We start from the raw sequence: 23493 nt of genomic DNA on the forward strand, positions 1-23493 counted from the left end.
GCGTGCTGGGCCGATCGGTGTAACGGAGGACCGGCGTTCGGGCGACCCCATGAGTGGCGTCTGTCGCACATGGAGGCAAGTCATGCCCTCTCGTTCCCGTCGCGGGCGGCTCGCGGTCGCCGCCGCGCTGGTCCTTATCGCACCACTGCTCGTGGTCGGCCCGGTCGCCGCCGATCCCAACAACAACTCACCGGCCAAGCTGACCAGGGCCGTCACGCTCCACGGGGTGCTGCGCCACATGGCCGCGTTCCAGGCCTTCGCCGACATCCACGGCGACCGCGCCGCGGGCAGGCCCGGCTACCGGGCGTCGGTGGACTACGTCGTGCGCACCCTGACCGCCGCCGGGTACGCGCCGACCGTGCAGGAGTTCGAGTTCCCGTACGTCGAGGACAGGTCCGAGCTCCAGCAGATCTCGCCCACGGCGACGACCTACGTCCGGGACCGCGACTTCACCCGCAACGGCTTCACCCCGACCGCCCCGGGTGACGTCACCGCCGAGGTTCGGCCGGTGGACGTCGTCGTCCCGCCCGGACCCGAGCCGAACTCCAACACCAGCGGCTGCGAGGCCGCCGACTTCGCGGGCTTCCCGGCGGGCTACATCGCGCTGATCCAACGCGGCACCTGCCCGTTCACCCAGAAGGTGCTCAACGCGCAGGCGGCGGGCGCGTCCGGCGTGATCCTGTTCAACGAGGGCCAGCCGGGTCGCACGGGGCTGTCCACGCCGGTCGGCGAGACGCCCGGCCTGGCGATCCCGGTCGTCTTCGCCACCTTCGAGGTGGGCGCGGAACTGGCCACCGGCGGTCCGCGCGTCGTCCGGGTGAAGGTCGACTTCACGTCCGAGACCCGCACCACGTGGAACGTGTTCGCCGAGTCGGACGAGGGTCGGGCCGACAACACCGTGATGGCGGGCGCGCACCTGGACAGCGTGCAGGACGGCGCCGGGATCAACGACAACGGCACCGGCTCCGCCGCGCTGCTGGAGATCGCGGTCCGGATGGCCAAGGTCAAGTCGGACAACCTGGTCCGGTTCGCGTGGTGGGGCGCGGAGGAGGAGGGGCTGCTCGGCTCCGAGCACTACATCGCCACCCTGCCGCAGGCCGAGCAGGACCGGATCGCGCTGTACCTGAACTTCGACATGGTCGGCTCGCCGAACTACGTCTACGGCATCTACGACGGTGACAACTCCAGCGGCGCCGCACCGCCCGACTTCATCCCGCCCGGCTCGGCGCAGATCGAGGACGTGTTCGAGAAGTTCTACGCCGACCGCGGCCTGCCCTCGGAGGACGCGGAGTTCTCCGGCCGGTCCGACTACGGCCCGTTCATCGCCGTGGGCATCCCGGCCGGTGGGCTGATCACCGGGGCGGAGGGCGTGAAGACAGCGGCGCAGGAGGCCCTGTACGGCGGCGTCGCGGGCGCGGCGTACGACCCGTGCTACCACCAGCCGTGCGACAGCTTCACACCCGTCGCCGACGGTGCCGACGCCGCCCTGTACGCGCAGTTGGACGCGGAGTACGACCTGCGCGGCAACGTCAACGCGGAGGCGCTGGACGTCAACGCCGACGCCATCGCCACGGCGGTCATCACGTTCGCCTTCGACACCCCGACCGTGAACGGCGTCCGCTCGCAGGGCAGGTCGCACGGCGCGGGCACGTCGTCGGTGCGGATCACCGCCTGACCGGGCGCGGGTCGGGGCCGGTCACGCCCGGTCCCGACCCGCGTTTCCCCGAACCTCCCCACGACGCGACGCCCGCCGGCTAACCTGGCGGACGTGGAGTTGCCCGACGCGGCCCTGCTGAGAGTCCTGAATGGACGGTCGCAGCCGGTCGGCGTGGCGTTCCTGGTCGACACCGCGGCAGGCGTCCGCATCCTCACCTGTGAGCACGTGCTGGGCGACGACCCGGTCTTCACCACCTTCGACGGCGTGCACCGGGTTCCCGCCGAGTTGGTCGACTCCGAGGACGACCTGGCGTCGTTACGCCCCCTCGGACCACTGCCCGCCGGCACGACGACCCTGCGCCTCACGCCGACCGACCCGTGGAACGGGGAGGTCCGCTGCTTCGGCTTCCCCGCGGGCTACGACGACGGCGTGTGGGCCACCGGCCGGTTGTCCGGCCGCCAAGGCGGCGGCCTGGTGCTGGTCGAGGACGACCGCACCACCGGCTTCGCCGTCCAGCAGGGCTTCAGCGGTGGCCCGGCCTGGGACCCGGAGACCCGCAGCGCCGTCGGCATGGTCGTGTCCGTGTCCAAGCGGGCCAGCAGGCGCACCGCGTTCCTCGTCCCCGCCGCCACCCTGCTCGACCGCTGGCCCGCGGCCGGTCCGCCGCCCAGCCCGTACCGGGGCCTGAAGTCGTTCCGGGAACAGGACGCCGAGCTGTTCCACGGCCGTGACGAGCTGGCCGAGGCGGTCGCCGCGAAGGTGCTCGCCGAGCGGGTGGTCGCGCTCGTCGGGCCGTCCGGGCGCGGCAAGTCGTCGCTGATCTTCGCCGGTGTGGTGCCCAGGCTGCGGGCCCGCGGCGAGCTGACGATCGTGTCGGTCCGCCCGCGCGGCGACGCCCTCGGCGCGCGGGCGGGTGCACTGGTGGACGTGCTCGAACCCGACCTCACCGAAACGGCCAGGCTCGCCCAACGGCCGGCGCTGGCCGAGGTGATCGCGGCCGGGCGGCTGGCCGAGGTGGTCGACCGGGTGCTGGCCAAGACCGGTGACGCCGAACTCCTGGTGATCGTCGACCAGGTCGAGGAAGCCCTGGCCCAGAACGACCACGACACCGCGGACGTGCTCGGCGCGCTGGCCGACGCGCCGGTGCGGCTGCTGGTGGCCATCCGGTCGGACTTCCTCGACCGCGCCCTGGACCGCCCGGAACTGGCCAGGGTGCTGCGGTCGTGCGACACCGTCGGCGCGATGACCGCCGACCAGTTGCGCGCGGCCGTGACCGGTCCGCTGCCGCCGGACGTGCGGCTGGAGGGCGACCTGGCCACCCGGATCGTGGACGACGTCCGGCTCGCGCCGGGCCGGCTCCCGCTGTTGCAGGTCGCGCTGGACAAGCTGTGGGACAAGCAGGTCGGCGGTCTGCTCACGCACGCCGCCTACGACGAGCTGGGCGGCGTGGCGGGCGCGGTGGCCCGGTACGCCGAGCAGGAGGTGTGGTCGCGGCTGTCGGAGGCCGAACGCGCCGTCGCGCCGGGCTTGTTCCTGCGCCTGGTGCGCACCGCGCCGGACCAGGGGCTGTGGTTCGCGGGCGATGTGCTGGTCAGCCTCACCGATGGGCGGGTGCGGCGCTGGGACGTGGTGAGCGGCGACTTCACGCCGGTGCGCGACGGCATCACGGCGGTGGCCGTCGATGCCGCTGGCACCGTCCTGATCACCTGCACCAGCGAGTCGCCCGAGGCACGCACGGTGTACGAAGTCCGTCCGGTGACCTCTCTCGACGCCGCACCCGAGTACACCTTCCCGACCAGCTCATACGAGTGCGGCGACGGCGTGCACGTCGATCCGACCGGGCGCTACCTGGTGCTGCCGGCCGACGGCACGAGCTCCGGGTTGCTGGTGGACCTGCGGGAACACAGGAGCGTCGCCCAGTACGAACAGGAAGGGGTTGCCCAAGCGGTGTTCACCGCACCCGAGGGCGTGCGCGTGGTCGCCACGGTCGACAGTTCGGTGACCGTGGCCCGCGTGGTGCCCGGGACCCTGCCCAACTCGGTGACCAGCCCTCACGCGGGCGTGTTGGGACAGCAGTTGTCCGCCGCCCTGCACTGGGACGTGGACGGCACGCTGATCGCCCTGTGGAACGACGACGGGCAGCGCCTGAGGGGTGGCGGCAAGGTGGCCGGCGAGGCGACCAGGGCGTGGCTCACCCCGGACGACCGCCACCTGGTGATCGCCCACGCCGAGCGGCCGGGCCTGGAGATCCGACGGTTGCCGGACCTCGACTTGGTCGCGGAGGTGCCCGCGACCGGCCCGGTCGTGGTCCGGTTCGACCCGCTGGGCCGCCTGCTGACCGGCGGCGACGGCCGGGTGGCCACGTGGGACGTGGCCACCGGCAGGCAGGTGGGGCAGATCGCGGTCCCGACGCCCGACCGCGCCGGCGGCTCGGTGCCGTTCGACGTGCTGGGGGAGGGCCGGATCGTGGTGGTGAGCCCGGACGGCCACGGCCTGGACGAGTTGGACCTGGCATCCGGGCGGCGCGGCGCGCACCACGACGTCGCCGGCTCCCCGGTGGTCGGGGTTCACGCCACACCGCGACCGGGGATCTTCGTGTTGGTGCGGAACGCGGGCGACGGCGGGTACCAGCTGACGATCGGCGACAAACGGATCGACTCCGTCTCCACATCCCGCGACCACACGGTCGCCGACATCGACAGCGAACTGCGGCCGCAGCTGGACTTGGGCGCCGAGCGCATCCGCCGCGCCGACTTCTCGCTGAAGACCTGGGACTACGACGGCACCGACCACCCCACGCTCGACATCGGTGGAGCTCGTGCTTTCGCCCTGGACGGCGACCGGGTGCTCACCGAGAACGGTGTGGTGTGGCTCGACCCGGAGCAGTGGGCGCGGCACCTGTGCGGGCTCGTCGGGCACCGCGACCTGGCCGAGGACATCGCGGGCGTCACGACCACGGGTCTCTGCCACCGCTAGCCGGCGGCACGGTGTGCTTGCGGACGTGCTGGAACAGCAGGTTCGTCTGCACCTCGCTCACCTCGCGGCGGGTGGTGAAGCGGTCCAGGACCAGGCGTTGCAGGTGGGCCGTGTCGGCGACGGCCACGTGCACCAGGAAGTCCTCCGGCCCGGCCACGTGCGACAGCGCCAGCACCTCCGGCAGCGTCAATACGTACTCCATGAACGGCTCCACGATCGCCCTCGTGTGCGGCCGGACCCGCACCGCGATGATCGCCTGCACCGGACGTCCCATGGCGGTCAGGTCGACCTCCGCGTGGTAGCCGGTGATCACGCCGCGCTCGCGCAGCGACCGGTGCCGGACCACGCACGTGGACGCCGCCACGTTCACCCGGTCCGCCAGGTCCTTGTTGGGCAGCCGAGCGTCCTTCTGCAGCTCCTGGACGATCGCCGCGTCCACCGAATCCAGCACGTCGAACCCCTCCACTCGCCGAACAACCTGCGGAAGTTCCGCCCGAACGCCGAGGATAAGCCCACGATTCGGGCATGAAGCGGTTGCGAACGACGGCGGTGCACGGTGGGCGCGACGACCTCGCGGACCTCGGCGTGCACGCCCTGCCGATCGACCTGTCCACCACGTACCCGATCCCCGACCAGGTCGAGGGCGGCCACGCGCTGCAACACCTCGCCGAGGGCGCCGCGCACGCCACGTCCCCGGTCTACGCACGGCTGCACAACCCGACCGTGGCCCGGTTCGAGCAGGCCCTGGCGGCGCTGGAGGGCACGTCGGCCGCCGTGGCGTTCGGCAGCGGCATGGCCGCGGTGACCGCCGTGGTGCAGGCGGCGTGCGTGCTGACCGGCAAGTCGCACGTGGTCGCGGTGCGGCCGATCTACGGCGGCACCGACCACCTGCTGTCGTCCGGCCTGCTCGGCGTGCGCACGACGTACGCGACCGCCGACCGGGTCGCCGACGCGATCACCCCGCGGACCGGGCTGGTCGTGGTGGAGACACCGGCCAACCCCAACCTGGACCTGCTCGACATCGCCGCCGTCGTCGCGCAGGTCGGTGACGTGCCGGTGGTCGTGGACAACACGTTCGCCACGCCGGTGCTGCAGAACCCGGCCGCGTTCGGCGCGACCTACGTGCTGCACTCGGGCACCAAGTACCTCGGCGGGCACGGCGACGTGCTCGGCGGTGTGGTGGCGTGCGCCGAGGAGCACGCCGGGCCGTTGCGCCAGATCCGGATCCTCACCGGCGCCGTGCTCCACCCGTTGGGCGGCTACCTCATGCACCGCGGGCTGGCCACGTTGCCGCTGCGGGTCGAGGCGGCCCAGCGCGGCGCGGTGGAGTTGGCCGCGAGGCTCGACGCGCACCCCGGCACGGGTCTGGTGCGGCACCCGAGCCTGCCCGGCGCCGACCCGGCCGGCCTCATCGGCACCGGCGCCCAGATGCGCGGTCCGGGCGCGGTGCTCGCCTTCACCACGCGCGAGGACCCGGCCGCGGTGGTGCGCAGGCTGCGGCTCGTCACGCCCGCGGTGAGCCTCGGCTCGGTGGACACGCTGATCGAGCACCCGTCCGCGCTGACCCACCGGCTCGTGCCCGACGCGGCGCGCGAGGCGTCCGGCGTGCCCGCGAACCTGCTGCGCCTCAGCGTCGGCCTGGAGGACGTCGACGACATTTGGGACGATCTCGACCAGGCCCTTTCCAGCCATTGTGAAGAGGATTACATCAAGCCTTCCTCAAGCGGTTTCCGGGAGCCCGCCGCGGGCCACTAGCGTTCAGCCACCATGAATGAGCAGACGGTTGGGGAGCCGGACGCCGACGGCTACACCAAAGCGCTGTCAAAGCGCCAGGTGCAGATGATCGCCATCGGTGGCGCCATCGGCGTCGGTCTGTTCCTCGGGGCCGGTGGCAGACTCGCCCAGGCCGGTCCGTCGCTGGTCTTCTCCTACGCCCTGTGCGGCGTGGCCGCGTTCTTCGTGATGCGCGCACTCGGTGAATTGGTGCTGCACCGGCCCACCGCGGGCAGTTTCGTCGAATACGCCCGCGAGTTCATCGGACCGTGGGCCGGCTTCACCTCCGGCTGGATGTACTGGGTGAACTGGGCGATGACCGGCATCGCCGAGATCACCGCGGTCGCCATCTACGTGCACCGATGGCTGCCGGACCTGCCGCAGTGGGTCTCCGCGCTCGTCGCGCTCGCATTCCTCGTCGTGGTCAACCTGCTCTCGGTGAAGCTGTTCGGCGAACTGGAGTTCTGGTTCAGCGTCATCAAGGTCACCGCCATCATCGTGTTCCTGTTCACCGGTATCGCGCTGGTGATCGGCGGCGCGAACGTCGGCGGCACCGAAGCGGGCGTGCACAACCTGTTCCAGCACGGCGGCATGTTCCCGGCGGGCATCGGCATCGCGTTGATGACCTTGCAGGCGGTCATCTTCGCGTATTCGGCCATCGAACTGGTCGGCATCGCGGCGGGGGAGACCGCCAATCCGCGCCAGGTGCTGCCGAAGGCCATCAACGGCGTCGTCTACCGGATCGGCGTCTTCTACGTCGGCTCGGTGCTGCTGCTCGCGATGCTCCTGCCGTGGACGCTCTACAGCGGCGCGGAAAGCCCGTTCGTCACGGTGTTCTCCGCGCTCGGCATCGCCGGTGTCGGCGACGTGATGAACGCGGTCGTGCTCACCGCCGCGCTGTCGTCGTGCAACTCGGGCCTGTACTCCACCGGCCGCATCCTGCGCTCGCTCGCGCAGCAGGGCGAGGCGCCCGCGTTCACCGGGAAGATGAACCGCAGGCACGTCCCCTTCGGCGGGATCCTGTTCACCTCGGTCGCCTACCTGTTCGGCGTGGTGCTCAACTACGTCGTGCCGAAGGAGGCGTTCGACATCGCGATCGCCGTCGCCTCGCTCGGCGTGGTCGCGACGTGGGCGACGCTGATCTTCTGCCAGCTGCGGCTGCGCCAGGCCGCGCTGCGCGGCGAGGTCGAGCGGCCCGCGTACCGGATGCCCGGCGCCCCCTACACCGGTTGGGCGACCCTCGCGTTCCTCGCGCTCGTCATCGTGCTGATGGCGTTCGCCGGACCCGCCGAGCGGATCGCCTTCTGGTCCATCCCCGTGCTCGCCGTCGTGCTGTTCGTCGGCTGGCGAGCCGTCCAAGCCCGTCGTTCGGCAGCCCACCAGGCCGCCGAGCGGGTCGCGACGCGCGACTAGCGCGCCGCGGGAAGGCGGACCGGGTCGGGCGGGTGCCACGAGCAGCCGTCCGGCCCGGTCACCTAGGCTGGTGGGAGTTCAACGAGACCGTCGGCGGAGCCGACGGACCAGACAGAGGAAACCCAGCCGTGTCCGTCGTCGGAGTACTCGCCCTGCAGGGCGACGTCCGTGAGCACCTGGTCGCGTTGGCCGAAGCCGACGTCCTGGCCCGTCCGATCCGCCGGCCCGAGGAGTTGGCCGAGGTCGACGGCGTGGTGCTGCCGGGCGGCGAGTCGACGACGATCAGCCGGCTGCTGGCCACGTTCGACCTGCTGGAGCCGATGCGCGCGCGCATCAAGGAAGGCATGCCCACCTACGGTTCGTGCGCGGGGATGATCCTGCTCGCCGACCGCGTTCTGGACGGGCGGCCCGACCAGCACCAACTCGGCGGGCTCGACATCGTGGTGCGGCGCAACGCGTTCGGCAGGCAGGTGGATTCCTTCGAGGCCGAACTCGACTTCACCGACGTGGGACAGGTGCACGCGGTGTTCATCCGCGCCCCGTGGGTCGAATCGGCGGGTTCGGATGTGGAAGTACTCGCCCGGGTGCCCGAATCCGAGGACGCGGGAGAGGCCGCCGGTAGGATCGTCGCGGTTAGGCAGGGGCACGTGCTCGCCACCTCGTTCCACCCGGAACTGACCGGCGACGGGCGAGTGCACCGCCTTTTCGTGGACATGGTCCGTGCCGCGGGCTGAGTATTCGACGGAGGAGAAATGAGCGGCCACTCAAAGTGGGCGACCACCAAGCACAAGAAGGCCGCAATCGACGCCAAGCGCGGCAAGCTCTTCGCGCGGTTGATCAAGAACATCGAGGTGGCGGCCCGAACCGGCGGTAGCGACCCCGACGGCAACCCGACCCTGTACGACGCCATCCAGAAGGCGCGGAAGAACTCCGTGCCGCTGGACAACATCGAGCGCGCCCGCAAGCGCGGCGGTGGCGAGGAGGCGGGCGGCGCCGACTGGCAGACCATCATGTACGAGGGCTACGGCCCCAACGGCGTGGCGGTGCTGGTCGAGTGCCTCACCGACAACCGCAACCGGGCCGCGTCCGAGGTCCGCACCGCGATGACCCGCAACGGCGGCTCGATGGCCGACCCGGGTTCGGTGGCCTACATGTTCACCCGCAAGGGCGTGGTGATCGTGCCGAAGGGCGACCTGTCCGAGGACGACGTGCTGATGGCGGTGCTGGACGCGGGCGCCGAGGAGGTCAACGACCTGGGCGAGAGCTACGAGGTCGTGTCCGAGGCCGGTGACCTGGTCGCGGTCCGGAAGGCCCTCCAGGACGCCGGGTACGACTACGAGTCGGCGGAGGCGAACTTCCTGCCTTCGGTGTCCGTGCAGCTGGAGGCCGAGGGCGCGCGGAAGATCTTCAAGCTGATCGACGCGCTCGAGGACTGCGACGACGTGCAGAACGTGTACGCCAACTTCGATGTCACCGATGAGGTGATGGCGGAGGTCGGCTGACCTCGCTCCGGTGGTTCCGCAGCCCCGTGTCGGTCGTGCCGATGCGGGGCTGTCGTCCGTCCGGAGCCGTCCCCGTGGCCGCACTCATGCGGCGTTGACGGCAGAGACGGGCACAATGGCGGGGTGTCGAATCCCGCCGCACCCACCCCCGAGGACCTGAACCTGCGCAACTGGCTGCTGTCGCAGGCCGAGCAGCACGGCCACGCCGTGGTCACCGTGCCCGAGGACGAAGAAGGCCCCGGGTACGCGTTCTCCGTGGGCGCCTGGCGCCGGTTCGGCGTGGCCGAGGCGGTGGTGATCGGTCTGCCGCCCGAGCACGCCCAAGTGCTCATCCGCGCCTACGTCGACCGTGCCCGGCATGGTGAGCGGTTCGTGCCGGGCAAGCTGTACTACGACTTCCTCGCCGGCGTGCCGGTCACGTTCGAGCGCGTCTTCAAGGGCTTCTACCCGGAGTTCTTCGGCAGCGCGTTCCTGCTCTACGGCAAGGGCGACTTCGCCGCCGTCCAGATCATCCTGCCGACCGCGGACGGTCGGTTCCCGTGGCACCACGACGCGCCGGTGGGCTTCGGCGACTGGCAGCTGCTGCTGACCGAGACCGGTCGGCCGGAGAGCTGGGAGCCGGGCGTCACCGGTCCGTGACGGACGCCCCCGGTTGTCCGGGAAACGTTGTCAGGTGTCCGGTCATCGACCGCTGACAACGTGCGCCGGGATATCACTGTGGTGTGCGTCGAGACGTCGGGGACTCCGCACGGTGTGAGGGGGAGGTGCGTCCCGTCCCGCGTAGTCGGGGAGCTGCGTGGGACGGGACGCGCGCGACGAGGCTTGGTCACGGGGGCCCCGCCCGTGCCAAGGAATGGGCCGCGGGGGGAGCCTCCGATGGGCTTCCCCCGCGGTGAACACCCGCGGCGTACCGGGCGAGGTCTTCGCCGGTGTCTTCGCCGGCATCGGTTACGGTGTGGCTTGCGGCGTCGCTCACGGTGTGCGGCCGAGCAGGGCGATCAGCTTGGTCTGGGTGTCCGCGTCGTCGGGCACCGGCACCGGCGGGTCGAACAACCCGCTCGCACCCCACGCCTCGACGTTCGGCGCGATGTAGTCGTACACCGCCTGGGCCAGGTCCGGGTCGATCCGCTCGTCCACCCCGATGGCGCGGGCCAGGTCCCAGGCGTGCACGGCCAGGTCCGACGTCATCTGCCAGCCGTACTCGACCGCCGTCGCCTTGCCGTAGCTCAGGTGCACCGGTTTCAGGAGGGCCTTCGGTGCGATCCACGCCTCGCGCGCCGCGGCCGCCGCCAGCACCCACGAGTGCAGCGGGTCGTCGCCGAGCTGGTCGCCCTCGAACCGGTCGCCCACCTGCTCGATCGTGCAGCCGGCCAGCAGCTCCGGCGCCCACAGCTGCTCGTAGACCAGGTGGTTGACCAGGTCGTGGACCGACCACTCCTTGCATGGTGTGTCCCAGTCCCACTGCTCGGGGCGCACCTGGCGCACCCGCGAGTCGAACTCCGTCATCGCGCGTCCGTGAGCCTCGATCAGATCCACCCCACGAGTGCACCAAACGTTGGAGCGGAGCGCACCCCGAGGCTGTGCGCTGGGCCACTTGGCGGGGCCGCGAGTTTTATCCAGTACACCCGTACGGCGTAACGTGACCCGGTGCGCCGACGGTGACAACGTTGACAAGGAGGACTCCTGTGAGCGCCACAAGCGCTGTGTCCGCCCCGCAGCGGGGCTTTTTCGGCCACGTACGACTGGCACCTGGGCTTCGGCGCGGCGGCGGTCGGCATGGCGTTGGGCCTGCTCGTCTACCGGTTGGGCCGACGCGGTCTCGGTGATTCGGCCTCCGTGCCGCCGTACCCGCTGCCCGCCGAGGAACGCGGCCGGGTGCTGGGGCGGATCGTGGCCGTCGCGGTGGGTGCGGTGGCCGTGGTGGCGTTGCTGGTCGTGCTCGGCGTGCTGGGTGCCGAGGGCGTGATCAACCTGATCAGCCTGCTGTCGGTGCTGCTGCCGGCCGGCTACTTCGCGGTGATGATCCGCAGTCCGCGCACGACTCCGGTGGAGCGGTCGCGGGTGATCGCCTACATCCCGCTGTTCGTCGCGGCGGCGATGTTCTGGCTGCTGTTCGAGCAGAGCGCGACGGTGATCGCGGCGTTCGCGGACACGCGGGTCGACAACACGTTCCTGGGCCTGGAGTTCCCGCCGTCGTTCATCCAGTCGATCAACCCGGTGATGATCATCGCGGTCGCGCCGCTGTTCGCGCTGCTCTGGGTGAAGCTGGCCAAGCGCCAGCCCGCGACGCCGCGCAAGTTCGGCTACGCGCTGCTGTTCGTCGGCTTGGCGTTCCTGCTGATGATGGTCGCCGGCCAGGGTGACCCGGCGGTGCGGGTGAGCTTCCTGTGGCTGGTCGTGATGTACCTGGTCATGACGTGCGGCGAACTGCTCCTGTCGCCCGTGGGTCTGTCCGTGACCACCAAACTCGCACCGCGCGCGTTCGCCTCGCAGACCATGGGCCTGTGGTTCCTGGCGACGGCGGCCGGTTCGGGTGTCGGCGCGATCGTGGTCCGGTTCTACAGCGACGAGAACGCCGTGGCGTACTTCGGCGTGCTGGGCGCGGTGGCGATCGGCCTGGGCGTCGCCCTGGTCGCGTCGACGAAAACCATCCACCGGCTGATGCAGGGCGTGGACTGAGGTCTCGCCGCGGCGGTGAATGCGGGGATTCCCGGGACGTGTTTTCCGCATTGATGCGGATACTGGTGCGGATAAAGCGCAACGACCCGCCGCGGCGGCGGTGCGGCGGGTCGACGCGCGCTACAAGCATGCACCACATTCCTGTGTCTCAGCCGGTGGTTTCCACGATCGGGTGTCGTTTTGTCACGCCCGTCGTGACCGGGAGCCTCGCCGCGCCCCGGATCACCCGTGACGGGCGGCGGCGCACTCGGCCCGCCGCTCTCAGGTCCGGGAAGCGGCGGAACAGGCCGCGCAGGGCCGCCGCGCCCTCCATCCGGGCCAGGCCCGCGCCCAGGCAGTAGTGGATGCCCGACGAGAACGCCAGGTGCTCGCGGACGTCCGCGCGCCCCGGGTCGAACCGGTGGGGATCGGTGAACACCGCCGGATCGCGGTTGGCCCCCGCCAGCATCAGCATGATCGGCGTGCCCTTCGGGATCCACGTGTCCGCGATCTCGGTCGACTTGAACGGCACCCGCACCGTGTACTGCACCGGCGGGTCGTGGCGGAGTGTCTCCTCCACGACGGCCTCCGCGTGACCGGGGTCGGCGAGCAGGCGCGTCCGGACGTCGGGATCGCCCAGCACGGCCAAGACCGAGTTGCCGATCAGGTTGACCGTGGTCTCGAACCCGGCCACCAGCAGCAGTTCCGTGGTGGCGATCAGGTCTTCCCGGGTGAGGTCGTCGTGCGCCACCAACGCGGACACGATGTCGTCACCGCCGGGATGCCGCCGCCGGTGCGCGATGAGGTCGTCCAGGAACTCCTCGAACTCCCGCAACCCCGTGTGCAGCGCGCGCATCTCGCCCATGTCCCGCACGCCGTCGAGCGCGTTGACCAACGCGCTGCCCCACCGGGCGAACGACGCGTGGTCCGCGCCCGGCACGCCCAGCAGGTCCGCGACCACCTGGATCGGCACCCGCGCCGCGAAGTCGCCGACCAGGTCGAACGTCCGCCGCTGCGCCACCTCGTCCAGGTACTCCTCGACCACCCGCTCCACGGTCGCCACCTGCGCCCGCAGCCCGCGCGGCGTGAACCACGGCGCGACCAGCCGCCGCAGCCGGGTGTGGTCGGGCGGGTTGCGCACCAGGAACGACTCCTCGACCGGGTTCACCAGCCGCCGCCCGTCGATCTGGGCGGACGAGTCCACCGGGGACAGCGCGCCGGCCGGCAGCGTGCCGAAACCGGGGTCGCGCAGCAGCGCCGAGCACAGCTCGTGCGACGTGGTCAGGTACAGCCCCATCCTGCTCTTCACCAACACGCCCTGCCGCCGCACCGATTCGTACACGGGGTACGGGTCGCGGGCCGGGCTCATCCCGAACAACCGGGCGGCGGGATCACCGAGGAGGGCCTGCGCCCGGACGATGGTGCGTCCCAGGAACAGCATCGTCGCGTTCTTGACCGTGGACGGCATGTCACCACGGTGACGTGAACGCGAGAAAGGTTCAAGGTCGGCCGTTCGAGCTCGAAAACGGATCGCCACACCGAATCCGGCCGCACTAGCCTCCGGGCCCGTGACCACCGTCCTCTGGCTGCTCGGCCCGTCGGGGGTCGGCAAGTCCACGGTCGGCTGGCGGGTCTACCGCACCCTCGACCGCGCGGCCTACGTCGACACCGACCAACTCGGCCTCTGCTACCCGGCGCCCGCCGACGACCCGGAGACCCACCGGGTCAAGTCCGCCGCCCTCGGCGCGTTGTGGCCGGAGTTCAAGGGCGCCGCGCTTGTCGTCTCCGGCTTCCTCAACACCACCGACGACGCCCGCCGGTACACCGACCGGCTGCCCGGAGCGGACGTCACCCTGTGCCGGTTGCGGGCGAGCCGCGACGTGCTGCGGGCGCGGTTCCTCGGCCGGGGTTGGCTCACCGACCAGGTCGACCTGGTCCTCGACGAAGCCGACGCGTTGGACCGCACCGACTTCGCCGACTTCACCGTGGACACCGACTGTCGCACGCCCATCGAGATCGCGGCGGAGATCCGGGCGAGGTGGGCCGCGTGACCGTCCTCTGGATCACCGGACCCCGCGCGGTCGGCAAGTCGGCGGTGGGCTGGGCGGTGTTCAGCCGACTCGTCACGACCACCAAGGCCGGTTACATCGACTTCGCCCAGATCACCTTCGCCACGCCACCGCTCGACGCGGCGGCCAAGGCACGCCGGGTCGAGACGGTCTGGCGCACGCATCGCGAGGAGGGCGCGCGGCACCTGATCGTCTCGGGCGAGTACGCGGACGTCCTGCCGGAAGCCGAAGTGTGCCTGCTGCGCGCGGGCCACGACGAACTCGTGACCCGCCTGCTCATGCGCGGCAGGGGAGAGGGCCCGACCCTGCCCGGCGACGAGCTCCGCGGCCGGTCGGAAGAGGACCTGCGCCGACTGGCCGTCCCCGCGCCCGAGCCCGGAGCGGACCTCGTGATCGACACCGACGGCCGTGCGGTCGAGGAGATCGCGGACGAGATCGTGCGCCGGGTCTTCAACGCCTGACCAGTGGGTGCCCGTCCTCTCTCAGCGGCTGACCACCAGCGACGCCAACCGCCAGGTGCCGCCGTCCGGCGTCCGCTCCGGCGTCTCGGCCAACGAGAGGTCCGGGAACCGGTGCAGCACGGCCGACAGCGCCACTTCCGTCTGCACCTTGGCGAACGCCGCGCCGAGGCAGAAGTGCGCGCCGTGCGAGTAGCCGAGGTGCCCGACGCCGGGCGTCCGGGTGACGTCCAGTTCGTCCGGCGAGGTGTACGCGCGCGGGTCGCGGTTGGCCGACACGATGGCCGCCATCACCGGCTCTCCCTTGCCGATCACCACGTCCCCGAAGGTCACCTCCTCCTGCGTGAACCGGGGCACGGTCAGCAACTGCGGGCCCACCCACCGGGTCAACTCCTCCACCGCGCGCGGCATCAGGGCCGGGTCCGCCCGCAGCGCGGCGAGCTGGTCGGGGTGGGTGAGCAGTGCCTCCAGTCCGTTCACGATGAGGTTGGCCGGCGTCTGCCCGGCCAGCACCAGCTGCCAGACCAAGGTGACCAACTCGGCGTCGGTGAACCGGTCGCCGTCCTCGTCCTGCACGCGCAGCAGCTGGGAGATCAGGTCGTCCGCCGGTGACGTCCGACGCCGCGCCACGGCGGCCTTCGCGCCCTCGATGATCCCCGGGATCGCCTCGAGGAACGCCAGCCCGTAGCCGCCCACCACGGCCGCGCCGTACTCACGCCACCGCTGCCGGTCGTCGGCGGGGATGCCCACCAACTCGCAGATCACGTCCATCGGCAGCGGGCGGGCGAAGTGCGTCATCAGGTCCACCGTCCCGCCGTCCGGCAGGGCGTCGAGCAGCGCGGTCACGATCGCCTCGATGCGCGGCCGGAAGCCCTCCGCCCGACGTGCGGTGAACGCGGGCGCGGCCAGCCTGCGCAGCCGGAGGTGCTCGGGACCGTTCATCTCGGACATCGTGCGCAGGTACGGCAGGCAGTCGTCCGGGATGCCGGGCAGGCGCATGAAGCTGTTCGCGCTCAGCTCGAAACGCGGGTCGCTCAGCATCGCCTTGGCGTCCTCGTGCCGGGTGAGGACCCACAGGTCTCCCATGCCGGGCACGGGCATCCGCGCCACCGGGCACTTCTCGCGGGCCTCGCCGTAGGCGGCGAAGGGGTCCAGCAGCACCTCGGGCTTGGCCGGGTCGATCTCCGGGACGGTCAACGGATGCCTCCGAAAGAGTCGAATGTTCAGATCAGATGTTCTCGTCATCTGAATGGTGACGGTATCTTGATCCGACGACGCCTGGCAAACGGGGAGCGTGACGGTGCGGCTGAGCAGGGCGGAGGCGCAGGAGCGCAACCGGGCGCGGGTGCTGGACGCGGCCCGCGCGGAATTCACGGAGCGCGGCTTCCGGGACGCCAAGATCGACACGATCGCCCAGCGCGCCGAACTGACCCGGGGTGCGGTGTACTCGAACTTCCCCGGCAAGCGCGCCCTCTACTTCGCGGTGCTGGCCGATCTGGCGGAGCGCGCGTCCGCACCCTCGAACCCGCAACGCGGCGCGGACCTCCGCACCGCCCTCGGCGCGCTGGCCCGCGCGTGGGTCACCTCGCTCGGCCACGACCGGTTGGCGCGGGACTTCATGCCCGAGGTGGTCGCGGAGGAGGTGACGCGGCGGCCGTTCACGCAGTTGCTGAAGCTGGACGCGTTGCTGCTCAGCCTCGCGATGGAAGCCGTCGAACCGGTCGCGTCGCCGTTCGGCGCGCCGCCCGACGGGATGGCGCCCAGCGGGATGGCGCCCAGCCGGATGGTCCGCAAGGCCGAGATCGTGCTCACCACCCTGCACGGCGCGAGCCAGCTGGCCACCGCCGCGCCCGGTTTCCTGGAGCCGTTCGACGTGGTCAGCGCGTGCGAACAGCTCGCGGGCCTGGAGCTGAGCGACTGGTGGCCGCCGCCACCCGGTGCCGCCGTGCGGCGGGACGACACCCCGTGGACGCCGCCGACCGTGGTCGACCTCGTGCGCGGTGAGCCGGTCACGCCGAACGAGGACGGCCTGGTCGTCGTGCTGGGCCTCAACCGCCTGGCCGCGGTGGAGGAGGCGGTGCGGACCGGTGCGCGGGTCACCCTCGCGATGGTCACCGGCACGCCTCAGGAGCTGGCGCCGTTGGCGCGGCTGGTGTTGGCGCAGTTGTGCGTCAACCTGCGGCAGGCGTTCCCGACCGAGGCGTGGCCCCGGGTCCGGGTGGTGTGCGACGAGACGGGCGCGTTGGCGGGGGCGGCGGGCGTGCCGGCCGTGAGCGACGAGACCGAGACCGCGATCCGCGTCGAGGGCGGCCGGATCGTGGCGCGGGCCGAGGGCTCAGGCGCGGGTCACGCGGTCAGCGGCGGGGCGAGGGTGCGGACCTAGGCGCGGGCGCGGACCTGGTGCTGACCGGACGGCGTTCGAGGACTTTGCGGAAATCGGCCGGGATCGGGGTGCTGCGCAGCTCCGGCGTGCCGAACGAGGTGTAGCGGTTCCACCCGGTGGCGACCGGCGTGCCGTCCACGTCCGCGTCGAACCCCATGGTCAACGTCGTGGTGCCGAGCGTCCGCACCCGCACCGAGATCCGCAGCAGGTCGTCGAACCGGGCCGGGCTCAGGTACCGGATGGACGTCTCGGCCATCACGAAGTCGATGCCGTGCTTCTCCAGCTCCTTGTAGGAGCCCAGCAGGGACCGCAGCGTCTCCACCATCGCGGCCTCGAAGAAGACCGGGTAGCGCGAGGCGTGCACGATCCCCTGGCGGTCGCAGTCGGCCGGGCGCACCCGCACCCGGTGCACGTGGGCAGGTCGCGGGTCAGCCATGTCGGCGATCCTATGGGGTCAGCCGGACGGCGCGCTTCGGCCTAGAGGTGACTGCTCCGAGTGACAGCCCTCACCGGCTCCCGGCCCGCGACCAGCAAGATCATCCCGACCGGCGGTGCCTGCGCACGCTCTCCTCGACCAGGTCGAGCACGGGTTCGAGGTCGTCCGCGGGCAGACCCATGGCCAAGTGCGACACCAGGCCCTCCAGCACCAGCTCCAGGAACGACGTCAGCACGTCCACGTCCACGTCGTCACGCAGGTTCCCGGCTTCGCGCTGGCGCTCCAACCGCTGCCGGGTCGCGTCGGTGAGCTGCCGCGACCGCTCCGCCCACCGCGCCCGGAACTCCGGGTCGGTGCGCAGCCTGCGCGACACCTCCAGCCGGGTGCCGAGCCAGTCCGCCGGGTGCTCGACGTCGTGCTCGCCGGGCGCGGACAGCAGGTCGCGCATGACCTGCACCAGTCCCTGCTCGGCGACCACCTCCGCCATGCGCAGCGCGTCGTCCTCGGCGAGGGCGAGGAACAGCGACTCCTTGTCCCGGAAGTGGTGGAAGATCGCGCCCCTGGACAGGCCGGTAGCCTCTTCCAGGCGCCGCACGGTCGCGCCTTCGTAGCCGAAACGCGCGAAACACGCACGCGCACCGTCAAGGATCTGGCGGCGGCGGGCATCGAGGTGGTCCTGGCTCACCCTGGGCACCGGTCGATGTTGCCAGGGCCGCCTGGGGAAATCCAATCAGTACGTACGGCTTCCTGTGTCCTCTTTGGGGTGGACTTTCCGGCTTCGGCTCGAAACGCCTGGTCGACATCACTACGGTGGCGCACCGTGACCGCAGGTGAGGACATCCGGCCGCCGCTCAGGCTGGTGCCGGAATTGGGCTGGTCGAGTGGACCGTCCACGGTGGACCGCAGTCGGCGAGGCCCGGACTTGATCGATCTGATCAGGCTCGTCGGCCGTCGCCCCGGTGAGAACGCCGACAGCCCGAACGGGTGTGAGATCGTGATCTTCGAGACGCTGTGCGTCCCGGAGCCGTTGCGCACGCCCGCCTACGCCCTGGCGCTCGGTGACGACGGCGCCGCTGTCGACCTGCTGCCGCCCGCCGCGCGGTTCTTCGTGCACGAGGCCGCGCTGCACGCGCGCGTCGGCGACGAAGCGGTCATGGCCGATCAACTGGAGGTCCTCGCGGACCGGGCTGACGCGCCGGTCCGGCTCGTGCCGTTCTCGGCGGGCCACGTCGGTGTGCTGCGGTCGTCGTTCGCCCTGCCCGCCGGGCGGCGACAGGCGGACGTGCTGGACCGGATCGCGCTCGACGTGCCGTCCTCGCGGGCGGAGTTCCGCCGCTGGGCGGGGCACTACCGCAACCGGTAGGCCGGAAGGGGCGACCTTGACAGCCGCTCGGGATCCACGAGAAAGTATGTAAACTTTCCTTTTTAATACCGCCGCCTGCTCACGACTGCGTAGGAGGCACCCTGTGGAACCCGATCCAGCGACACCGAGCACCCCACGACGGCGGCTCGCGGTCGGCGCGGTGACCGTCGCGGCGGCCCTGTCCCTGCTCGCCATCCCCGGCACCGCGCACGGGCTCGCGGACCTCCAGTCCGAGTCCGCGACGATCTCGGGCGGCGTTGTCGACTCCAACCACGCCGGGTACACCGGCTCCGGATTCGTCAACTACGACAACGCGACGGGTGGCTACGTCGAGTACGCCGTCACCGCGGCGCAGGCCGGCCCGCACGCGCTGGTCTTCCGCTACGCCAACGGAACCACGATCGACCGCCCGCTCGCCGTGACGGTGGACGGCGCCACGGCCGGCACCGTCTCGTTCCCCGGCACGGGCGCGTGGAGCACCTGGCGCGACGTCACCACGACCGTGACGTTGAAGGCGGGCGCGAACCGCATCCGCGCCACCGCCACCACCGAGAACGGCGGCCCGAACGCCGACCGCATCTCGGTGAACCCCAGCGGCCCGGCCGACACCGAGGCGCCAACCCCGCCGCGCAACCTGCGTTCCACCGGCAAGTCGGCGACCAGTGTCTCGCTGGCGTGGGACGCGTCCACCGACAACGTCGGCGTCACCGGGTACGTCGTCCACCGCGACGGCGCGCAGGCGGGCACCGCGGACGGCACGTCCACCACGGTCAGCGGCCTGACCGCGGGCACCGCGTACCGGTTCACCGTGCGGGCGCGGGACGCGGCGGGCAACCTCTCGCCGTCCAGCAACGAGATCACCGCCACCCCCGGCGGCAGCGCACCGCCCGGCGTGCCGAACCCCGGCGCGGTGACCACGTTGCGCAGCGGCACCGACGTGCCGTGGGGCGTGGCGTTCCTGCCCGACGGCTCGGCGCTGGTCACCGAGCGCGAGGCGTTCAACGTCTACCGGCTCACGCCGAGCGGCCGGCGGACCAACGTCGGCAAGGTGCCGGGCGCGCAGAACACCAACGGCGAGGGCGGCGTGCTGGGCATCGAGGTGTCGCCCACGTTCGCCACCGACGGGTACGTGTTCGTCTACCACACGGCCTCCGGCGGCAACCAGGTCGTGCGGGCGAAGCTGTCCGGTGACGGCCTGTCCGGCTGGACCACGATCCTCGGTGGCATCCCCAAGAACCGGTACCACAACGGCGGGCGGCTGCGGTTCAGCCCGGACGGCCGGTACCTGTTCGTCTCCACCGGTGACGCGCAGAACAGCAGCAACGCGCAGAACATGAACAACAACGCGGGCAAGATCCTGCGCATCAACCCGGACGGGTCGATCCCGTCGGACAACCCGTTCCCGGGCAAGGCGATCTGGAGCTACGGGCACCGCAACGTGCAGGGCCTGGACTTCGACTCCAAGGGCAGGCTGTGGGCGTCGGAGTTCGGCAACAGCTCGCAGGACGAGGTCAACCTGATCCAGCGCGGCGGCAACCACGGCTGGCCCGCGTGCGAGGGGACGTCCGGGTCGTGCGGCGGCACCGTGGCGCCGAAGAGGACGTGGTCGACGTCGTCCGCGTCGCCGAGCGGGTTGACGATCATCAACGACCACGTGTTCGTGGCGACCACGGTCGGGCAGCGGATCTACCGGATGCGCATCAACGACTCGTCGAACCTGGTCGAGCAGCAGGTCTACTTCCAGGGCTCGTACGGGCGGCTGCGCACGGTCGAGGTGGACCACGACGGTGACATCTGGCTGACGACCTCGACGGACAAGGACGGCACGACCGGCAACGACCGCGTGTTGCACGTGGACATCGCGTACCCGCAGCCGTAGATCGTCCGGGCGGGGATCGTCCGGGCAGGCTCCGGTCGGCGAGCGCGCACCACCGCGTGAAGACGTCTTCGGCGGTGGTGCGCGCTCGTTCGTGCCGGGAGGAGTCGTCACCCGGAGACCACGAGTTGTTCATCTGGCCATCGCGATGGTCTCCATCCGGGCACTGTGAAACGTCCACTCGGACCAGTCGGGACGCGGCCGGACGCCGTACCGACCGCCGTTCGGCAACGGCCGTTCGGACGTCACCGCTGCTGCCGACCGCCGACATGTCGTTGATCCGTAAGGGTTTCCACCAGCTGCGAGTGTCGGTACCCCCGTGTAGCGTCGAACCGACGAGATTGATCACGGGGAGTGCGCCAAGTGACTGCTGTCCGTAATGCCCCGGCTCCGGGGCCCACCCCGGCGGTGTTCCGGGATCGAGCGGAGGCCGAGGCCTACGTCGCCTCGGTCTGCTTCAAGCACGGACCTCCGAGGCTGCTCGGAGTCGAACTCGAATGGACCGTCCACCACGTCGAAGATCCCACCCGACCGCTCGACGCGAAGACCCTCGCGTCCGCACTCGGCAAGCACGCGCCACCGACCCTCGTCCCCGACAGCCCTCAGCGGCCACTGCCCTCCGGCACCCCGCTGACCGTGGAACCGGGTGGCCAGGTCGAGATATCCACCCCGCCGCGCGAATCGTTGACGGACCTGCTCAAGACCGTCGCGGCGGACATCGACCACCTGCGGAACCTGCTCGAACCGGCCGGACTCCGGCTCGGTCAGCGCGGCGCGGACCCGTTCCGCCCGCCGCGCCGGTTGCTCCGGGTTCCCCGCTACGCGGCCATGGAACACGCCTTCGCACCGCTCGGGCCCGAAGGCATCACCATGATGTGCAGCACCGCCGGCCTCCAGGTCTGCCTGGACTTCGGGCTGGCGAGCGACCTGCCGAAGCGGTGGGCCGCGGTGCACGCGCTCGGTCCCGTGCTCAACGCCCTGTTCGCCAACTCGCCCGGCGTCAACGGTCGCCGCACCGACTGGGCCAGCGCCAGGATGCGCTCCCTCTACGCCACCGACCCGGTGCGCACCCGTCCGGCGGCGGTGTGCGCGGAACCCGCCACCGCGTGGGCCAAGCGCGTGCTCGACACACCGGTCATCGCGGTGCGCAGACCGGGACCGGACTGGCTGCCGCCGCACCCGCTCACGTTCGCCGACTGGATCGAGGGCAGCCTCGGCCGGCCGGCGACCGCGGACGACCTCGACTACCACCTCACCCTCCAGTTCCCACCGGTCCGCCCCCGCGGGTACCTGGAGGTCCGCTACCTCGACACGCCGCCGGACGGCCGGTGGCTGCCGCCGGTCGTGCTGATGGCCGCCTTGTTCAGCACCCAGGAGGTGGTGGACGGCGTGCTCGCGGCCACCGAGACCGCCGCGAACCGCTGGCTGGCCGCCGCGCGCTACGGCCTGGACGACCCGGTGCTCGCCCGCGCGGCGCGTGACGTGGTCGAGCTGGGCTGTGCCGCGATGTCGGGCACCGACCTGTCCGTCGGCCAGACCGACGCCATCGCCGAAGAACTGCACCGCACGCTCGCTGAGAAGACCGGAGGGGGCCGTTCATGACCAGCACCGATCAGTTCGACGTCAACAGCATTCGCGACAAGGTCGCCGCCCAGCTCACCAGGGCCCGCGACCGCAGCAGGCTGCTCACCGACGCGGTGGACGACCACGACCTCGTCCGCCAGCACTCCAAGCTGATGTCACCGCTGGTGTGGGACCTCGCGCACATCGGCAACCAGGAAGAGCTGTGGCTGGTCCGCGACGTCGGCGGCCGTGAGCCGGTCCGGGCGGACATCGACGAGCTGTACGACGCGTTCAAGCACGCCCGGTCGGTCCGGCCGGAACTGCCGCTGCTCGGTCCCGCCGAGGCCCGCAAGTACGTCGGCGAGGTCCGCGACAAGGTGTTCGACGTGCTGGAGCGCACCCCGCTCGAAGGTCACCGGCTGGTCGACGGCGGGTTCGCGTTCGGCATGATCGTGCAGCACGAGCAGCAGCACGACGAGACCATGCTGGCCACCCACCAACTGCGCGTCGGCGAGCCGGTGCTGGACGCTGCGCCACCGCCGCGTGGCGGCCCGGTCGGGTCGGCCGAGGTGCTGGTGCCCGGTGGGCCGTTCACCATGGGCACGTCGACCGAGGCGTGGGCGCTGGACAACGAACGGCCCGCGCACCAGGTGGTCACCGACCCGTTCTTCATCGACACCACACCGGTGACGAACGGCGCGTACGCGGCGTTCATCGCCGACGGCGGCTACACCGACCCGCGCTGGTGGAGCGAGGCGGGCTGGGCGCACGTGCAGAAGGCGTCGCTGGTCGCGCCGCGGTTCTGGGAGCGCGTCGGAGACCAGTGGTACCGCACCGCGTTCGGTCGCACCACGCCGCTCGACCCGGACCAGCCGGTGGTGCACGTCTGCTACTACGAGGCCGAGGCGTACGCGCGGTGGGCGGGCAAGCGGCTGCCCACCGAGGTCGAGTGGGAGAAGGCGGCCCGGTTCGACCCGGCTTCCGGCCGGTCGCGCCGCTACCCGTGGGGCGACGAGGAGCCGACGGAACGGCACGCGAACCTGAACCAGCGGCACCTGACGCCCGCACCGGTCGGCGCGTACCCGGCGGGCGCGTCGCCGTTGGGCGTGCACCAGCTGATCGGTGACGTGTGGGAGTGGACCAGCTCCGACTTCCACGGCTACGCCGGGTTCGAGGTGTTCCCGTACGCGGAGTACTCGCAGGTGTTCTTCGGTCCGGACTACAAGGTGCTGCGCGGCGGGTCGTTCGGCAGCGACCAGGCCGCGGTGCGCTCGACGTTCCGGAACTGGGACTACCCGATCCGGCGGCAGATCTTCGCCGGCTTCCGCTGCGCGCGGGACGCCTCGCGGGACGAACTGGCCTGACG

21 protein-coding genes are annotated in these 23493 nt (G+C 71.3%); 15 read left to right on the forward strand and 6 right to left on the reverse strand.

What is annotated here, in order from left to right; translation table 11 throughout:
- Window positions 1–82 precede the first annotated feature (82 nt).
- Together FM051_RS07380 and FM051_RS07385 are read left to right on the forward strand one after the other, a co-directional pair.
- Window positions 83–1675, forward strand: a complete 1593-nt coding sequence (locus FM051_RS07380; RefSeq protein WP_158842047.1) for a M28 family metallopeptidase — start codon at window positions 83–85, stop codon at window positions 1673–1675.
- Between the two features lie 93 nt (window positions 1676–1768).
- Window positions 1769–4633: a S1 family peptidase gene (locus tag FM051_RS07385; protein WP_158842049.1), complete on the forward strand. Its 2865-nt coding sequence runs from the start codon at window positions 1769–1771 to the stop codon at window positions 4631–4633.
- Here the strand turns inward: FM051_RS07385 and FM051_RS07390 are convergent.
- Window positions 4605–5099 carry an Lrp/AsnC family transcriptional regulator gene (locus FM051_RS07390; RefSeq protein ID WP_238412207.1) on the reverse strand — a complete coding sequence of 165 codons (495 nt, stop codon included), beginning with the start codon at window positions 5097–5099 and terminating at the stop codon, window positions 4605–4607. The genes FM051_RS07385 and FM051_RS07390 overlap by 29 nt on opposite strands.
- A 59-nt stretch (window positions 5100–5158) precedes the next feature.
- On the opposite strand from FM051_RS07390, the gene FM051_RS07395 reads away from it, so the two are divergent.
- The 5 genes from FM051_RS07395 to FM051_RS07415 all read left to right on the forward strand — a co-directional run bounded on the left by FM051_RS07395 (window position 5159) and on the right by FM051_RS07415 (window position 9960).
- Window positions 5159–6388, forward strand: coding sequence for a trans-sulfuration enzyme family protein (locus FM051_RS07395; protein WP_158842050.1), 1230 nt, complete (start codon window positions 5159–5161; stop codon window positions 6386–6388).
- 12 nt (window positions 6389–6400) lie between these two features.
- Window positions 6401–7819 carry an amino acid permease gene (locus FM051_RS07400; RefSeq protein ID WP_158842052.1) on the forward strand — a complete coding sequence of 473 codons (1419 nt, stop codon included), beginning with the start codon at window positions 6401–6403 and terminating at the stop codon, window positions 7817–7819.
- Between the two features lie 128 nt (window positions 7820–7947).
- Window positions 7948–8553, forward strand: coding sequence for a pyridoxal 5'-phosphate synthase glutaminase subunit PdxT (pdxT, locus tag FM051_RS07405; protein WP_158842054.1), 606 nt, complete (start codon window positions 7948–7950; stop codon window positions 8551–8553).
- Between the two features lie 18 nt (window positions 8554–8571).
- Entirely contained in the window at window positions 8572–9321 is a 750-nt protein-coding gene (locus tag FM051_RS07410; RefSeq protein ID WP_158842056.1) for a YebC/PmpR family DNA-binding transcriptional regulator, read from the forward strand.
- A gap of 123 nt (window positions 9322–9444) precedes the next feature.
- The gene (locus tag FM051_RS07415) at window positions 9445–9960 is read left to right on the forward strand and encodes a DUF4262 domain-containing protein (protein WP_158842058.1); all 516 of its coding nucleotides are present in this window, start codon (window positions 9445–9447) and stop codon (window positions 9958–9960) included.
- Window positions 9961–10293: 333 nt separating this feature from the next.
- Here the strand turns inward: FM051_RS07415 and FM051_RS07420 are convergent, their stop codons facing one another.
- Window positions 10294–10827, reverse strand: coding sequence for a TIGR03086 family metal-binding protein (locus tag FM051_RS07420; protein WP_202918727.1), 534 nt, complete (start codon window positions 10825–10827; stop codon window positions 10294–10296).
- A 195-nt stretch (window positions 10828–11022) separates the two neighbouring features.
- On the opposite strand from FM051_RS07420, the gene FM051_RS07425 reads away from it, so the two are divergent.
- Entirely contained in the window at window positions 11023–12000 is a 978-nt protein-coding gene (locus FM051_RS07425) for a peptide MFS transporter (protein WP_158842377.1), read from the forward strand.
- 148 nt (window positions 12001–12148) lie between these two features.
- Here the strand turns inward: FM051_RS07425 and FM051_RS07430 are convergent, their stop codons facing one another.
- On the reverse strand, window positions 12149–13447 hold the full coding sequence (locus FM051_RS07430; RefSeq protein ID WP_158842062.1) for a cytochrome P450: 1299 nt from the start codon (window positions 13445–13447) through the stop codon (window positions 12149–12151).
- Window positions 13448–13547: 100 nt separating this feature from the next.
- Here FM051_RS07430 and FM051_RS07435 point away from each other — a divergent pair, with 100 nt between their 5' ends.
- Both FM051_RS07435 and FM051_RS07440 read left to right on the forward strand, forming a co-directional pair.
- Window positions 13548–14030 (forward strand): hypothetical protein, encoded by a 483-nt coding sequence (locus FM051_RS07435; RefSeq protein ID WP_158842064.1) that lies wholly within the window; start codon window positions 13548–13550, stop codon window positions 14028–14030.
- Entirely contained in the window at window positions 14027–14509 is a 483-nt protein-coding gene (locus FM051_RS07440; protein ID WP_158842066.1) for a nucleoside/nucleotide kinase family protein, read from the forward strand. Before FM051_RS07435 ends, FM051_RS07440 begins: the two co-directional genes overlap by 4 nt.
- Before the next feature lie 21 nt (window positions 14510–14530).
- On the opposite strand, the gene FM051_RS07445 is transcribed toward FM051_RS07440, so the two are convergent.
- Window positions 14531–15703: a cytochrome P450 family protein gene (locus tag FM051_RS07445; protein ID WP_420803574.1), complete on the reverse strand. Its 1173-nt coding sequence runs from the start codon at window positions 15701–15703 to the stop codon at window positions 14531–14533.
- Between the two features lie 103 nt (window positions 15704–15806).
- On the opposite strand from FM051_RS07445, the gene FM051_RS07450 reads away from it, so the two are divergent.
- Complete coding sequence (locus FM051_RS07450) at window positions 15807–16889, forward strand: TetR/AcrR family transcriptional regulator (RefSeq protein WP_158842070.1); 1083 nt, start codon at window positions 15807–15809, stop codon at window positions 16887–16889.
- Here the strand turns inward: FM051_RS07450 and FM051_RS07455 are convergent.
- Window positions 16861–17325 (reverse strand): acyl-CoA thioesterase, encoded by a 465-nt coding sequence (locus tag FM051_RS07455; RefSeq protein WP_158842072.1) that lies wholly within the window; start codon window positions 17323–17325, stop codon window positions 16861–16863. The two genes, FM051_RS07450 and FM051_RS07455, sit on opposite strands and share 29 nt — an antisense overlap.
- Before the next feature lie 100 nt (window positions 17326–17425).
- The gene (locus FM051_RS07460; RefSeq protein ID WP_158842074.1) at window positions 17426–18019 is read right to left on the reverse strand and encodes a TetR/AcrR family transcriptional regulator; all 594 of its coding nucleotides are present in this window, start codon (window positions 18017–18019) and stop codon (window positions 17426–17428) included.
- Window positions 18020–18145: 126 nt separating this feature from the next.
- Between FM051_RS07460 and FM051_RS07465 the strand changes: the two genes are divergently transcribed.
- From FM051_RS07465 to egtB, 4 genes are all read left to right on the forward strand, one after another.
- The gene (locus tag FM051_RS07465; RefSeq protein WP_158842076.1) at window positions 18146–18688 is read left to right on the forward strand and encodes a Scr1 family TA system antitoxin-like transcriptional regulator; all 543 of its coding nucleotides are present in this window, start codon (window positions 18146–18148) and stop codon (window positions 18686–18688) included.
- Between the two features lie 103 nt (window positions 18689–18791).
- A complete protein-coding gene (locus tag FM051_RS07470) occupies window positions 18792–20567 on the forward strand; it encodes a PQQ-dependent sugar dehydrogenase (RefSeq protein ID WP_238412209.1) in 1776 nt (591 codons plus the stop codon).
- A 360-nt stretch (window positions 20568–20927) separates the two neighbouring features.
- Window positions 20928–22166 carry a glutamate-cysteine ligase family protein gene (locus FM051_RS07475; RefSeq protein WP_238412210.1) on the forward strand — a complete coding sequence of 413 codons (1239 nt, stop codon included), beginning with the start codon at window positions 20928–20930 and terminating at the stop codon, window positions 22164–22166.
- A complete protein-coding gene (gene egtB / locus FM051_RS07480) occupies window positions 22163–23491 on the forward strand; it encodes an ergothioneine biosynthesis protein EgtB (protein WP_158842080.1) in 1329 nt (442 codons plus the stop codon). The genes FM051_RS07475 and egtB overlap by 4 nt, the downstream gene beginning before the upstream one ends.
- The last annotated feature ends 2 nt before the right edge of the window (window positions 23492–23493 follow it).

The organism is Saccharothrix deserti, assembly GCF_009769385.1.
In the GTDB taxonomy this organism is placed as follows: Bacteria; Actinomycetota; Actinomycetes; order Mycobacteriales; family Pseudonocardiaceae; genus Actinosynnema; species Actinosynnema deserti.

Coding starts and splice junctions, on each gene's coding strand:
- FM051_RS07380 (WP_158842047.1), top strand. CDS start 83: ATGCCCTCTCGTTCCCGTCGCGGGCGGCTCGCGGTCGCCGCCGCGCTG.
- FM051_RS07395 (WP_158842050.1), top strand. CDS start 5,159: ATGAAGCGGTTGCGAACGACGGCGGTGCACGGTGGGCGCGACGACCTC.
- FM051_RS07400 (WP_158842052.1), top strand. CDS start 6,401: ATGAATGAGCAGACGGTTGGGGAGCCGGACGCCGACGGCTACACCAAA.
- FM051_RS07410 (WP_158842056.1), top strand. CDS start 8,572: ATGAGCGGCCACTCAAAGTGGGCGACCACCAAGCACAAGAAGGCCGCA.
- FM051_RS07420 (WP_202918727.1), bottom strand. CDS start 10,827: ATGACGGAGTTCGACTCGCGGGTGCGCCAGGTGCGCCCCGAGCAGTGG.
- FM051_RS07430 (WP_158842062.1), bottom strand. CDS start 13,447: ATGCCGTCCACGGTCAAGAACGCGACGATGCTGTTCCTGGGACGCACC.
- FM051_RS07455 (WP_158842072.1), bottom strand. CDS start 17,325: ATGGCTGACCCGCGACCTGCCCACGTGCACCGGGTGCGGGTGCGCCCG.
- egtB (WP_158842080.1), top strand. CDS start 22,163: ATGACCAGCACCGATCAGTTCGACGTCAACAGCATTCGCGACAAGGTC.